General features: G+C 68.2%; 11 protein-coding genes. 4 read left to right on the plus strand and 7 right to left on the minus strand.

Annotated elements, in window-relative coordinates; translation table 11 throughout:
- Positions 1 to 285: 285 nt before the first annotated feature.
- From ACFVUS_RS36630 to ACFVUS_RS36650, 5 genes are all read right to left on the minus strand, one after another.
- Positions 286 to 2,031 carry a DEAD/DEAH box helicase gene (locus ACFVUS_RS36630; RefSeq protein ID WP_387777474.1) on the minus strand — a complete coding sequence of 582 codons (1,746 nt, stop codon included), beginning with the start codon at positions 2,029 to 2,031 and terminating at the stop codon, positions 286 to 288.
- A 441-nt stretch (positions 2,032 to 2,472) separates the two neighbouring features.
- Complete coding sequence (locus ACFVUS_RS36635; RefSeq protein ID WP_387777477.1) at positions 2,473 to 2,880, minus strand: hypothetical protein; 408 nt, start codon at positions 2,878 to 2,880, stop codon at positions 2,473 to 2,475.
- A 213-nt stretch (positions 2,881 to 3,093) separates the two neighbouring features.
- A complete protein-coding gene (locus ACFVUS_RS36640) occupies positions 3,094 to 4,146 on the minus strand; it encodes an SIS domain-containing protein (protein ID WP_387777479.1) in 1,053 nt (350 codons plus the stop codon).
- Positions 4,143 to 5,099 (minus strand): ROK family protein, encoded by a 957-nt coding sequence (locus ACFVUS_RS36645; protein ID WP_387777482.1) that lies wholly within the window; start codon positions 5,097 to 5,099, stop codon positions 4,143 to 4,145. The genes ACFVUS_RS36640 and ACFVUS_RS36645 overlap by 4 nt, the downstream gene beginning before the upstream one ends.
- A gap of 106 nt (positions 5,100 to 5,205) precedes the next feature.
- The gene (locus tag ACFVUS_RS36650) at positions 5,206 to 6,672 is read right to left on the minus strand and encodes an APC family permease (RefSeq protein ID WP_387777485.1); all 1,467 of its coding nucleotides are present in this window, start codon (positions 6,670 to 6,672) and stop codon (positions 5,206 to 5,208) included.
- 134 nt (positions 6,673 to 6,806) lie between these two features.
- On the opposite strand from ACFVUS_RS36650, the gene ACFVUS_RS36655 reads away from it, so the two are divergent.
- Together ACFVUS_RS36655 and ACFVUS_RS36660 are read left to right on the plus strand one after the other, a co-directional pair.
- A complete protein-coding gene (locus tag ACFVUS_RS36655; RefSeq protein ID WP_387777488.1) occupies positions 6,807 to 7,985 on the plus strand; it encodes an ROK family protein in 1,179 nt (392 codons plus the stop codon).
- A 24-nt stretch (positions 7,986 to 8,009) separates the two neighbouring features.
- Positions 8,010 to 9,479 carry a DUF6882 domain-containing protein gene (locus tag ACFVUS_RS36660; protein WP_387777491.1) on the plus strand — a complete coding sequence of 490 codons (1,470 nt, stop codon included), beginning with the start codon at positions 8,010 to 8,012 and terminating at the stop codon, positions 9,477 to 9,479.
- Between the two features lie 79 nt (positions 9,480 to 9,558).
- Here the strand turns inward: ACFVUS_RS36660 and ACFVUS_RS36665 are convergent, their stop codons facing one another.
- A complete protein-coding gene (locus ACFVUS_RS36665) occupies positions 9,559 to 10,347 on the minus strand; it encodes a hypothetical protein (protein WP_387777494.1) in 789 nt (262 codons plus the stop codon).
- A gap of 105 nt (positions 10,348 to 10,452) precedes the next feature.
- Positions 10,453 to 11,022: a lipoprotein LpqH gene (locus ACFVUS_RS36670; protein ID WP_387778553.1), complete on the minus strand. Its 570-nt coding sequence runs from the start codon at positions 11,020 to 11,022 to the stop codon at positions 10,453 to 10,455.
- A 136-nt stretch (positions 11,023 to 11,158) separates the two neighbouring features.
- On the opposite strand from ACFVUS_RS36670, the gene ACFVUS_RS36675 reads away from it, so the two are divergent.
- Both ACFVUS_RS36675 and ACFVUS_RS36680 read left to right on the plus strand, forming a co-directional pair.
- A complete protein-coding gene (locus tag ACFVUS_RS36675; protein WP_387778556.1) occupies positions 11,159 to 12,709 on the plus strand; it encodes a hypothetical protein in 1,551 nt (516 codons plus the stop codon).
- Positions 12,706 to 14,007, plus strand: a complete 1,302-nt coding sequence (locus tag ACFVUS_RS36680; protein ID WP_387777497.1) for a hypothetical protein — start codon at positions 12,706 to 12,708, stop codon at positions 14,005 to 14,007. Before ACFVUS_RS36675 ends, ACFVUS_RS36680 begins: the two co-directional genes overlap by 4 nt.
- Positions 14,008 to 14,026 lie beyond the last annotated feature (19 nt).

The following is a 14,026-nucleotide window of genomic DNA, read 5'->3' on the forward strand; positions in this document are numbered from 1 at the left end:
GCAACCAGCGGCGCGCCACCGCAACCGCTGTGCAGCGGCACTACCTCGATATCGGGCTCAACCCACGTGAGCGCGCCGCTTCGGCAACGAAACTCCCTGGCGATCACGTGCCCGGCGCGGTGTCGTCCACCGTGTGGAGCTCGGTCCGTATGCCGGGCGTTGGCATTCGGCTCGTTTCGTACGGGACGTATGGCATGCGGTCCCTGGAGCACCGCGGCGTGAAACGAGCCCGGCCCGCCTCAGTGGAGAGGCGGGCCGGGCTCGAATTCGGTTGTGCGCGCTGGATCAGCGGCGGCCTGAGTGTGCCGCTTGGTCGCGGGTGGCCGCGGCCTGGGGGCGGGAGGCGCGGCGGCGGGCCGGGGCTCCGTTGTTCGCGGTGGCGCGATCCTCGGTGCGGGGCGGGCGGCCGTTGGCTGTTGCCGTGGCGCGCTCGGGGGCCGCGGTGCGGCGGGTGCCGCCGGTGCGCGGGGCCGGGCCCGCCGTGGCGCGACGGTCGGTGGCGTGCGCACCACGGGTGGTGGTGGCCGCTCCGCGAGTACGGCCGCTGCCCGCGGTGCGATCGCCATCGAAGTTGCGGTCGCCGCGGGTGCCGTCCGAAGAGCGGTTGTCCGCGTTGCGGGTGCCGCCGGTGCGGCGGGCGGAGTTGTCGCCGCGAGCGGGGCCGTCGCCGTTGCGGCGGGCCGGGGCGTCGCCGCGCGCGCCGCCGAATTCGCCTGTGCGGCGGGCGTTGCCGCCCTCGCGGGCCTTGGCCATGCGGGAGGCGCTGCCGCGGCGGTTGCCGCGACGCGGGGGCTGATCGTCGCGGTCGTCGACGCGCGGGGCGTCGGCCTGCGGGGTGACCAGGGCGGCGATGGGGCCGACCAGGGCGGTCACCGGGGCCGAATGCGCGGTCACCTGCTGCGGTTTGGTGTCGATGCCCGCCTTGCGGAGCAGGAAGGCGACATCCTTGCGCTGTTCGGGGAGCACCACCGTGACCACGTCACCGGCGCTGCCCGCGCGGGCGGTACGGCCCGAACGGTGCAGGTACGCCTTGTGTTCGGCGGGCGGATCCACGTGCACGACGAGTTCCACGTCGTCCACGTGCACACCGCGCGCCGCCACATCGGTGGCGACCAGGACCCGCGCGGTGCCCTCGGCGAACGCGGCCAGGTTGCGATCGCGCGCGGCCTGGGAGAGATTGCCGTGCAGATCGGTGGCGGGAATGCCCGCGGCGGTCAGCTGCTTGGCGAGGCGGCGCGCGTGATGTTTGGTGCGCATGAACAGGATTCGGCGTCCCTCACCCGAGGCCAGGGTGTAGACCAGATCCTTCTTGGCCTCCGCGCCGCCGACCTCGAACACGTGGTGGGTCATCGCCGGAACCGGCGAATGCGCCTCGTCCACGCTGTGCGACAACGGATTCCGCATGAACCGCTTCACCAGCTTGTCCACGCCGTTATCCAGGGTCGCGGAGAACAGCAGTCGCTGACCGTCGGCGGGGGTGGCCGCGAGAATGCGGGTCACGCCGGGCAGGAAGCCCAGATCCGCCATATGGTCGGCCTCGTCGAGCACGGTGATGCGCACCGAATCCAGCGCCACCAGACGCTGTTTCATCAAATCCTCCAGCCGCCCCGGGCAGGCGACGACGATATCGACGCCGGCCTTGAGCGCCTTGGCCTGCCGATTCTGCGGTACGCCACCGAAAACGGTGGTGACGCGCAACCCGCACGCCTTGACCATCGGCTCCAGGGCGACCGCGATCTGGGTGGCCAGCTCACGGGTCGGCGCGAGGATCAAACCGATCGGCTGTCCGGGCTTGCGGGTACCGCCGCCGGCGGCCAGCCGCTCGACCATGGGCACCGAGAAGGCGAGGGTCTTACCGCTGCCGGTCCGCCCGCGAGCGAGCACATCGTGCCCGGCGATCACATCGGGCAGGGTGGCGGCCTGAATCGGCATGGGCGCGCTGATGCCGTTCGCCGCGAGGGCGTCGACCAGGGCGGGGCGCACACCGAAATCGGCGAAGGACGTGGCGGGGCTCGTCGAACGAGAAGTCATAGGGGTTCCTGGTGCCTTTCGAGCATCGGATGAAATCGCAGGGGTGTGCTGGACTGTTTGTCCGCACTTGCTGACCTCGCTGCGTGGCCGACGCGAAGGAAAAGACATCCACGACGGAGAAGAATAGGCAAGATCGCGCTACTCAACGGCTACAACCATAGCCCAGTGCGCAAGATTCAAGGTCATTGCCCACCTGTGATGTCGCTTGCTCTCGGCGAAACTACATGCCGATCGCGTACAGCAACCATCCGACAACAACATCCTGCGGCGCCCCGATCGAATACTGATACAGCGCGTTGGAAATCCCATTGATGAACGTCATCGCCCTGCCTGCCCTTCGGTTCCGTTCCGCCCCGCTACCCCCGAAATCGGGAGTCCAGAACGGTCTGTTACCTCCGGGCAACCAGGGCCTGCCGCCGGGCGAACCGGGGGCCGGGCGGCTCAGTTCCCGAGCGCGGAGTCGATCTCCCGGATGAGTTCGGCGGTCGCCGGATGCGGTCGCCCGGCCCGCGTCTGCCCCGCCGCCGCGACCGCGGTGGCAATGGTGCGCCGGAAGTTCTCGGCCTCCACCGGGGCCTTCTCCTCCAGCAGCCGGACTGACGCGGTCAGCGCGGGGAACACGAGCTGAGCCACCCCTTCGAGGGTTCCGGCCTTGACGTTCGGCTTCGGCTTGTCGTTCAAGGCGTGACCGACCAGTCCGGTAGCGGTACGCAGGGCCTGAGCCGCCGCGACACTGGCCTTCGTGGAGGCGATCACGCCGGGATCGGCCGCGGCGAGCAGGGTGACTACCCCGTAGGCAGCGGTCTGCAGGGTGCGGGCGTCGTCCTTGCTGAGGGTGATGGTGCTCATGTGCTTACTCCTTTGTGGGATTCAGCGCCTTGTCCGGCGTGGTTCCCACAGTGGCCGGGCCCGCTGACAGCTCACCGACAGTCCGCCGACACCATCATCACCGCCACCGACCACCCGCGCCGACCACCGCCGCTGCGCCGTCGACTACCGCTGCCGTCGGCGACCGCTGGGAGCTGGATCGCCGTCGTAGTCGAGCCTCGACATCTGCCGTTGTCAGTGAGTGAGCGTCACTTTGGCCAGGCCGGCCGGGTGGTCGGCGTCTATCCCCAATTCCCTTGCCACGGCGAGTGCCAATTGCTGACCGCGAATGGTCGCGAGTAAACATTCGCCCAAATGTCCGAGCGCGGGCCAGGTGATGGGCGCTTCGGTCGCGGTGCCCGCCAGAACAATCGGCGCATACCGGGTGCTGAGCGGTTCCCGCAGCGCGAGAGTGTCGGTATCGGCCGGGCCGGAACCCGCCAGCAGCAAGGCTGGCGTGCCCGGGCCGGTGACCGCGATCGGGCCATGCCGGAAATCCGCGCTGGAGAACCCATGTGCCATGATCCCGGTGGTCTCCTGAAGTTTGAGCGCGGTCTCCAACGCCGCCGGATAGCAGGCGCTACGGCCGACCACCGCCAACCGGTCGACGGTCGCGAGCAATTCGGCCGCGTGCCGCACCGCCTCGATATCGGCCAGCAGATCGGCTGCGGCGGAAGGCAATTCGGCCGCCTCGCACTGAGTCATACCGCCCACCCCGAGCCCCGAGGCGATCGCCAGCACCGCGAGCATCTGCGCGGTCACGGTCTTGGTCGCGGGTACCGCCCGCTCCGGCCCGGCCTCCAGCGCCACCGTGTAGTCCGCGATCCTCGCCAGCGCCGAATCCGGATCATTGGTGACCGCAACCACTTTCGCCCCCGCCGCGATATAGCGCCCGGTCAGATCCACGATCTCCGGCGTCCGACCAGACTGCGACAGTGCGATGAGCAGCCACCCCCGAAACCCCCGCGGCTCACGCCCGTAGGCCGTGGCAATGCTCGGAGCCACCAGGCAGGTCGGCAACCCGGTCTGCAACTCCACCGCGTATCGCCCCAGCAACGCGGCGTGGTCGGATGATCCGCGAGCGAGGAAGGCAACGCCGACGGTGTTCGCGGAACTCTCGGCAGCACCGGCGAGGAGAGCGCCGATATCCGCGCCGATGGTGCTGAAGCGGTCGGCGAGTGCGGCGAGCACACGCGGTTGGTCACGCATCTCGGCTTCCATCAGTCTGCCGAGGCGAGCGGAATTCATCGAGTACCTCCGATTTTGCTGAAACAGGTTGAGGGGGTGCGGTGTTCCGCGTCGAGGGCGAGGGTGATCGCGCCGTGTAGCGAGGCGTCTTCGAGGAAGTGGGCGGCTCGGCATTCGGGTGGGAAGGGGGTGGCCGCGGCGATCAGGTCGGTGAGGGTGGGGAGGATGCGGTCGGCGGCGGCCATCATGCCGCCGCCGATGACGATGCGGGCGGGGTCGACGAAGACGGCGAGGTTGGCCAGTGCCGTTGCCAGGGTTTCCAGGGTGTGCCGCACCAGGTTTCGCGCTTCGGGGTCGGTGCGGTGGAAGAGTTCGGCGCTGGTGATCGGGGTGCCGAGGCGGGCGGTGGCGCGTTCGCCGAGACCGCGTCCGGCCACCAATTCCTCCAGCGGAGCCTGCCCGGCGGCGACCGCGCCGACGGGGAAACCGCCGGGATTCATATAGGCGATCTCCCCGGCGGCCTGGTGTGCGCCGGGGATGACGCGGCCGCCCGCGATCAACGCGGCGGCAATGCCGGTGCCGAGGCTGACGTAGATGCCGGTGTCCACGCCGCGCAGTGCGCCGAAGCGGAGTTCGGCCAGTGCCGCGGCTCGGACATCGTTGGCGACCCGCACCGCGGGCACCCCGAATTCCGTTGCGAGCCGGGCCGACAGCGCCAATGTCTCCCAGCCGGGCAGGTTGGGGGTCAATTGGATGCCGTCGGCCCGGATGATGCCGGGGCACACCGCCGCCCATTCGGTGACGGGCAGGTCGTGCCCCTCACGCGCGAGCTGTTCGAGTCGCCGCACGGAGTCGGCGGTGCGCCCCAGTATGTGGTTGGGGCCGAGATCGGTTCGGGTGTCGAGACGTTCGCGGGCCAGGATCGCACCGTGTGCGTCGGCGAGCGCGATCTCGGTCTTGGTGCCGCCGAAATCAATGCCGATGACGGCGAATTCACTTGCTGCGTGCGGCATTCGACGTCCTCGCTGCAATCGGGCCGGGCCGCCGCGAAGGTGGCGGCCCGGCCCATCTCGGTATCGTTCTCCGGCGCGCTATCGATATCGCGCCGCGCGGAATCGGTCAGTCCGCGACGGTTTCGGTGGTTTCGGTGGGTTCGGGAGTCAGGTATTCCTCCTGAATCTCCTTGGGCCCGAACGGCCATACCTTCTCCGCCCGCGCCCAGATCAGGAACGCGACAGCCCCCAGCGCGACCCAGGCCAGCGACCATTCGATCGGATGCACCCCCGGATTCGACTTATCCGCGTAGCCGTAGATGACCAGCCAGCCGATGGCCGCCACGATCGCGGGCAGCGGATACAGGAACATCTTGTACGGCCGCACGAGATCCGGTTGCCGCCTGCGCAATACGATCACCGCGGCGATCTGCGCGAGCGCCTGCACGATCACCATCACGGTGGTGAGCAGTGAGATCAGCACCGCCAGTGGCGGATGCGTGGCCGAGGTGCCGACATGGCGGGCCAGCAGGAACCCGCCCGCGGTCACCACGCCCATGGCGATCAGCCCGAGCACCGGGAACTCGTATTTGGGATGCAGCCGCCCGAATGCCTTGAAGAACACCCGATCATGCGCGGCGTCGAACGGCACCCGCGACCCACCCAGCAGTCCGGTGAACACCGAGGCGAACGCCGTGATCAGGATCAGCCCGGTCACCACCTGCGCCGCGCCCTTGCCCATGGTCGTCTCCAGCACCGCCGATGCCACCGACCGCGACGCCACATTGTCCGGATCGAGCATGTCCTTCCAATTGGTCACGCCCAGTACACCGATCTGCATGAGCAGATAGATGCTCATCACCCCGAGAATCGCGAAGATGATCGACCGCGGCAGCACCCGCCCCGGATTCTTCAGCTCCCCACCGAGATACGCCGAGGTGTTGTACCCGAGGTAGTCGTAGATGCCGATGGTCAGTCCGGAGGCGAACCCCAGCCAGAAGGTATTGCTGCCCAGGTCGATGGCGTGCTCGGGCCAGGTGAACGCCATATCCGCGTGGAAATGCGTGAACGAGGCCAGAATGACCGCCGCCACCGAGATGATCATGACCGTCCACATGACGACGCTGATCTTCCCGATCGAGGCCACCCGCCGCCACAGCAGCGCGATCACCAGCGCCACCACCGCGACGCCGACGATATCGCCCTGGGTATCGCTCATCGACGGCCACAGATAGGTCAGGTACTGCACCAGCCCCTGCACCCCGGTGGACATGATGAGCGGAATGAAAAGCATTGCGGTCCAGACGAACAGGAACGGCATGAGCCGCCCGGTCCGGTACTGGAAAGCCTGCTTCAGATAGACGTAGGTGCCACCGGTGCCGGGCATGGCGGCGCCGAGTTCGGCCCAGATCAGCCCGTCGGCCAGGGCCAGCACGGCCCCGGCGACGAAGCCGATGACGGCGTGCGGACCGCCGAACGCGGCGACCATGAGCGGAATGGTGACGAACGGGCCGATACCGACCATCTGACTCATATTGATGGCGGTGGCCTGGAAGGGGCCGATACTGCGGGGCAGTTGGCGGGGACCGGACATGGGGCTTCCTCCGGTGGGAGCTGAGCGAGCGAGTGGTTTAGTAAAGTTAAATTCCTTTACTATTGCCGTCAAGAGGTCATCAAGATTCGTTTGCCTAGAGTTGAGCCGACGACCCGAGTCAGAAACGGAAGGCGATGGAAGAAGTCCCCTGGAACCGGCAGCGCCTGCGCAGCAATAACGAGTGGTTGCTGCTCGAACAGCTGCGCAACGCGGGCCCGTCGAGCCGCGCCCAACTCGCCAGGGACACCGGGCTTTCCAAGCCGACCGTGTCCAGTGCCCTTGCCGCGCTCCAGCACAACGGGCTGGTCCGCGAGATGGGCACGGTCGCACCCGAACGCGGGCGCACCGCGGTGCTGTACGAACCCGACCCGACCGCCGGATATGTGCTCGGCCTGGATATCGGCCGGGCCAACCTGCGCGCGGCCGTCGCCGATCTCTCCGGAAAAGTGCTGGCCCGCATCGATATCGCGAACAAGGCCCGCACCGCCACCGCCGTCGCGGATATCGCGGTGCGAGCCGCCGAACAGGTCTGCGAGGCCGCCGGAATCACCTCCGACCAGGTGATCCACGCCGCGCTCGGCAGTCCGGGGGTTTTCGATCCGCAGGACGGCCGCATGCATTTCGCGGTGAACCTGCCGGGCTGGGGTCGCGCCGGACTGCTCGACACCATTCGCGAGCGATTGGGCGGGCCGGAGCTGTCGGTGCACAATGACGCCAATCTCGCGGCGCTGGGGGAGTATGTCTTCGGCGCGGGGCGCGGCAGCCGACTGTTCGTGTATGTGCTGATCGGTACCGGTCTGGGTGTCGGAATTGTCTCCCAGGGTGAACTTTTCACCGGTGCGCACGGTGCGGCCGGTGAAGTCGGCTTCCTGCCAACGACTTTCGGCGCGCCCGAGACCGACGCGCCGCGCCGGGGCGCGCTCGAGGAAGCCGTATCCGCCGAGGCCGTCGTCAAAGCCGCACGCGCACAGGGCATGACCGGACGGCTCACCGCCAAAGGCGTTTTCGAGGCGGCGCGTGCGGGCCATCCCATCGCCGCGAATGTCGTTCGCCAGGAGGGCGAACGCGTCGCATTGGTCGTCGCCGCGGTCACCGCCGTCCTGGACCCGGACGTCATCGCGCTCGGCGGCGGCCTGGGGCACAGCGCCGATCTCTATCTCGACGAGGTGCGCGCCGCGCTGACCCGCTCGACACCCCTGCGCCCGCAGGTCGCCTCCAGTGAATTGGGTGATGACGCAGTACTTCTCGGCGCGATCGCAACCGCGCTGCGGATTGCCCGCCCGCAGGTTTTCGACCGCCGGACCCAGGACTGACGCCGGGTAGTAGCCTGCCCTGCCGTGGACACTTTCAGTAGCGAGTTGCTGTCCTTCGCGCGGGGATATCTCGGCGGTGGCATCGAGCAGTACAACTGGTTCATGGAGCAGATCGCGCCGGGTCGCACCGGCTGCGATCTGGATGCCGGACTGGCCTGGATCGGTGATCGGCAACTGGCGAGTTCGGGACAGCTGGGCACCTTCGCCGAGGATCAAACCTTCATGTGGGCGTGGGCCAAACCGGATCTGGCGGGCCTACCCGGCACCAGGCATTCGGTGCGGCTACAGGAAATCGGTGCGGCACACGGGATCCCGGAATTCACCACCGAACTGCTCGATCTGGGCGGTTTCCACGATCCGAAACTCGCCGCCGATCATCTGTCGCTGATCGCGCAGGGCGTGCTCGGCGCACGCGGTATGACCAAGTTCAATCACGGCGGCCGGGCGTACACCTACCTCGCCATCGATGACGAGAGCGTCGCACTGGCGCAACCCGATCCCGGCAATGTGGCGACCTGGCTGCGCATCGCCTCGGATCTGCTGCTCGGCGGTGGAGCGCGAGCGGTCATCGCCGGATACGCGCGCCGGCACGGCCTGATCGTGCGCGAGGTGCCCGGCGGCAATGAACTGGATCTGCCCGGCGGCTATCGGCTGCTCGCGCGCATCGACGAACGGGACAATATCGTCGACGCCAGTGTTGTGGACGTGGAAGGTGTTGCCCAGCAGCGGGTTCCGGCCGAGAGACCGCGTCCGCCCCGGCAACCGTTCATACCCGATGAGCTGCTGGCGCGGCTCGCGCCCGCCACGGCCGTCGCCATGGGCTTCAAGCGCGGCCTGCTCGACTTCGCCGAGGGATTGCGTGACGTGGAATCCCCGACGCCCACCTGGGATCCGGTCGCGGGGGTCTACGGCATTGCCGAGCTGCCCGAATTGGCTTTGGCGGCAGTGGAGCTCGGCCACTTCGAGTCCGCCACCGATACCTGGATCTGGGCCGGGAACGGTTGGCCCGGTATTGCCGCCGTCCGTCGGGCGGCCTTCGAGGCGGGAGCCAATCACCTTGCCGCCGAGCGTGTTCCGCTCGGTCCGGCCTTCAAACCGGCCAACGCGGCCGATCTGCTCACCACCGCGGCCGTCCACCTGGGCGGCGGTGTCGGCTGGGTGCACGTACCGCTCGACGACGAATCCGGATTCCGCTGCCTGGCGATCACCGATTCGCGCATCACGCCGCCGGGTACCGATCCGGACTTCGCGGCCACCATCTTCGAGGTGACGGCCAACCTGCTGAATCCGCTCACCGATGTGGAGAACCGCTATCGCACCATGCGGGAGATGGTCGTCGGCTACTTCGAGCGGTTCGGGATCCCGACCCTGTTCATCGGCGAACCGCAGCTGCTGATCGGTCATTTCGGCCTCTACGAACTGCGCGTCGAGTTCGGTGTCGACGGTGCGCTGACCCGCGCCTACTGGGGCTTGCAGGGTCAACTCGGGCGCTGAGACGGCAAAAGCGCCGCGGGCTGAATAAGCCTGCGGCGCTAAGTTTTCCGTCTGTCGTGTGCGGTACCTCCGGCGCTGCTCAAGAGCCGGAGTTCACCGGAAGCGAGATGACCAGGTCCTGTTCCTGTCCGGGCAGATAGTGCACCCGCACCACCCGTCCGATCTGTACCTGCCCGACCTGGGTAGGAGGGAGGAACTTCTCCGTCCGGGCTTCGAAGGTACTGCCGTCGGGGCGGGTGACGATCAGGGTCAGATCCAGTCGCGGGTGGCCGTCCCGGATCTCGCCGGGGACCGACAGCGCGCTCACCACGGCCTGTGCCGGAATGCCGTTGCGGGCGATATCGAGCTTGGCCTGGGTGGTGATGCCCTTGCGAATCATGGCCTGGTTCATGGCATTCTGCGCCGCCGAGGTATCGCCGGACAGATCCACCTCCACGCGGTCGGGGCGCTCGGGCAGATAGCGGACCGGCAGCACCACGCCGGGGCGCAGCAGGGCCAGTTCGGTGAGCGGCACGATCATCTTGGCGTGCGCCGGGAAGACCTTGCCGTCCGCGCCCTCGACCCGGAAGTCGATGCGCACCTGCGGCTGATCATTGAGCGAGACACCGGTATTGCGCACCGATTCCACGGTGCCCAGGCCCATCAGGCCATTGCGGTATTCGGAGCTGTTATTGCCGGTCAGGGCCGACAGCACGCTGTCGCCGGTGAAGGCGAACGCCATCGGGACGATGGTCAGGGCGATGATCGGCAGGCTCATCTGCCAGCCCACCCAGGGCAGGAAGTCGGTGGAGGTGAGGCCGTGCCAGAGGTAGTAGCCGAAACCCAATACGGCGAAAATGACTGCGGCGGCGCGGATCTGATTCTTCATGATGTCCTCGTAATCGGAATTATGGTGCTGCGTAAGGGGTTTTATCCCGCTCATGCCCGGCGCGGCATGAGCGGGGATGGGGAATCAGGCGCCGCCTCGGCCGGATCAGGAACCGACGATGTTGGCGCAGGCGAACACGATCTCGAACTTCGAGTTCTTGACCCCGGCGGTGGGATTGGTGAGATCCGGAGCGCCGACGCCCTCACCGGTGACGGTGTAGGTGTTGCCGTTCTTGACGACCTTGGCCGAGCCGCCGGGAGCGCCGTTGCCGTAGCCGACCGCGTAGGGCATACCGTTGCTGCCGCCCTTGGAACCCGCGATGCCGACCGCCTGCACGGTGTTGTCGCCGGTCACCGTCGCGCTCACGCTGAGCTGGCCGTAGTTGGAGTTGGCGGTATCGGTGAGCGCCAGCGCCAGGGTGCCGCCCTGCTTCACGCAGGTGGTGTCGAACTTGGCGTCCAGGGCCTTGCCGTCGACGCTGGCGCTGGACTTGCCGCCCGCCGGGGCGGTGTTGCCGGGGGTGGCCGAGGTGGCCGCCGCCGAGGTGGCGGAGTTGGTCGAGGGGGAGCTGCTGCTGGAGTTGTCACTGCATCCGGTGACGACCAGGGCGGCGGCCGCGGCGGCGGTGAGGGCGGCGGTCAGGCGAATCGACTTGGTGTTCATGGTGTTTCCCAGTTCTTCTCGGTTCGGCTCGCGTTCGGGGCCGATGAGAGAACCGTAGGAAGGGTGCGGTGTCCTACCGATACCAACTTTTGCCGCGCGATTTCCGGACAAACTCCGCTAACCTGGGCGAATGCGACGACCGCGGGCCATGGTGCTGGATGAGGTCTGGCGCCGCCTGGACGACGTCGAAGCCCTCAGCGGGCCACACGGCGGCCCCCTGCGCCGCACCGTGAAGCTGATCCTGGATCCGCTGGTCATCCGTCCGGTGCAGCATCCCGAATGTGCCGGATCCATCCTGACCGCCGACGGCGCGGTGCTGCTGACCGCCCGCGTCAATGCCGCCGCCGATGTACTGCGTGCCACCGCGGCCTGGTTCACCCTGCTCAAACAGGTGCGCCGGGCACTGCGCATCACCGCGGGCAATGCCCAGGACCTCTACTTCCAGCGCTGCTATGAACTCGCCACCGTCTCCGGCATGCCCGATGCGGTCGCCGATCGCGGTGCCGCCGAGGACGCTCTGCTGGAAATCCACAACCTCACCGCGGGGCGCACCACCCAGGCCCTCAAGGAATTCCTGGCCGACCCCGAACAATCCGGTGACCTGGCCGAACTCATCAGCACCGCCTGGCGTCGCCGCCCCCTCACCACCACCCCGGACCACACCGAACCGCTCACCGACCTGCTCAACGCCTGCGCCGCCGCCCGGCTCGGCGAACCGGAACCCGATATCGACATCGACGACCTGATCGCCGCGTCCATCGGCACCCACCACGGCATCCGCCTCTGGCTCGCCCAGGGCAGCGACGCGGCGCCTGCCCTGCCACTCACGCATGAGCACACGCCTGCCATCGCAGCGGTTGCCGGTGGTACGGCCGGAGATGGTCCGCCGGCAACCATCGGTCCGGTTCCGTCCGCGCAATACCTCGGTCTGACCGCCTATCCCGCACCACAGCCACCGCGCATCGGGGCATCGGCCTCGAAAGCGAGTTTGGGTCTGCCCTTCGACCGGACCATCCACGAGCGGGTATTCACGGTTCTGCAAGCGGCTAGTGAGCGCGCGGACCTGCCGCCCATCCCGGAGTTGGTGGATGCCGAGATCGCGCGGTCGTGCTCGCCCTGGGCACTACTCGACGAATCGCTGCGACTGGCCGCGGCGGCGGGCGCGCAGCTGGCATTGCAGCTGCGGCCGATTGTCAACGCGCCCAACGATATCGGGTCGCCATCGGCAGGCGCGTCCGGCAACGGGCACACCGGGCGCGGGCCGGGAACCGGCGTCGCGTCGGCCGCCGCGCGAGTGATCAACAGCCGCTGGCAGCGCGAGGCATATGTACTCCAGGCACGTCGGATGATGCTCTGCCCGGAATCGTTGATCCCGCCGACAGCGGTGGTGTCTCCGGGAGTCGGCTCGATGGATTCCGGCGCAGTGCCCGGTGCGACGGGTGCCGCGGCGGTCGGTCCGCTGGGTGCGATCGCGGCGGATCTGCAGGTGCCGTGGCGGCCGTATCTGCGGCGATTATGGGCTCGGGTGCATGGGCGGGATGTGCGCGAGGTGCCGGTGTACGAGGCGGATGAGCTGTGGGATCTGCTGGACGGGGTGGCACGATCGGTCATGCTGGATCATCGGATGCGGGTGAAGAAGGCATTGGCGGCGACCGCGGTGGCGGCCGAACTCGATGAACTGGAATCGAGGGCGGGATGACGGAGACGGGATTGCTCATTCGGCGGCTCGGCGACGGGCTGCGCGGCATCATGCCCGCCGGAGCCGCGACCGTACTGGATGCCGCACCGCGCCTGGACGTCATGGTGCTCGAGGTCGCGGGCGGCCACCTCACCTGGAATGTGCTTGCGGGACCGGCACTTCCGGCGGCCGTCATCGACGATGTGGAACTCGCCCAGGAATGGGTGTGGGCCATATACGGAGAGCCGATCGCCCTGGCCCTCGACGAAGCGAACGCGGCGGCCCGGACGGATCGGACCGCGGCCCCTTCTCCGGACGCGAGCACCTCCGAACGATCTGATGCCGCGTTCGACGACGGGTCCGACCCGGAGCGGTCACCCATCCCATCCGCACCCGAGTTCGACGGGGAGCGCTCGGGCATCCCGGCCGCGAGCGAATTCGATCGGGAGCGGCTCGCGGGGCGGTCCGTAGATTCGTGGTCGGTCGGCGCGGGTGGTGCACCGCTGTCCGAACTCGCGGCGAGTGCTTGGCGACTCGCGTTCGCGCTGTGGGTATCTCGGTGGTGGCCCGCGTCCACGCTGGACGGAATCGCGGCCCTCGATCAGCGGCTGCTCGATAGGGAGATCGCCGAACTCACGCTGGAGTGCGAATCGCTGCTGGACGGTGCGGACGCGATCGGGCCGGAGGTCGAGGCCAGGGTCGAGAGTCTGGGGCGCGCTTCGGATTACGCGCTCGCGGCGGGCGACGAGATCCCGAATGGGATGGTGCTCGGGCGGGGCGTGGGTGGCTGGGATTGGCGCCGCTGCCCGTCGGGGCTGGTGGACGCGTCGGAAAAGGCGCTGTCCTGGCAGTTGATTCGCGATGCGGGCGTCACCACGATCGCCGTCGCGGCGGCAACTGCACCGGGGCTTTCCGGGGAGGTCCCGGCGTACCTGCGGCCGTGGGCGCGGGTGGCTACCGGGGGCGAAGTCAGGGAGGTCGCGTTGCGATCTTCCGGCGGCAGCTGGTCGGGCGAAATCACCTTCACCGCAACAGGTTCGACGGTACATGTGGACGTCTACGTCCCAGGGTTCGGCCTGGCTCCGGGCCCGGTGTCGTACCCGACAGCACCCGGCCATGCCGCATTGCGGCACCATTCGAGCGAGTCCGAATTGCGTTTACAGATAAGGGATTTCGCCTCGAGCAGGCTGGGGCGGGCTGCCTCGTCGATCGACCTCCCCGCCGGTTCGGATGTGCCGGGGGTGACCTTCGGTGGAGTGTCGCCCGATGCGCCGCTGCTGGCGGAAATCGCTGCCGCCGAAGACGATTCGGACTTCTGAGGTGGTGGCGACCACCGGG

Source organism: Nocardia sp. NPDC058058 (genome assembly GCF_042885355.1).
In the GTDB taxonomy this organism is placed as follows: domain Bacteria; phylum Actinomycetota; class Actinomycetes; order Mycobacteriales; family Mycobacteriaceae; genus Nocardia.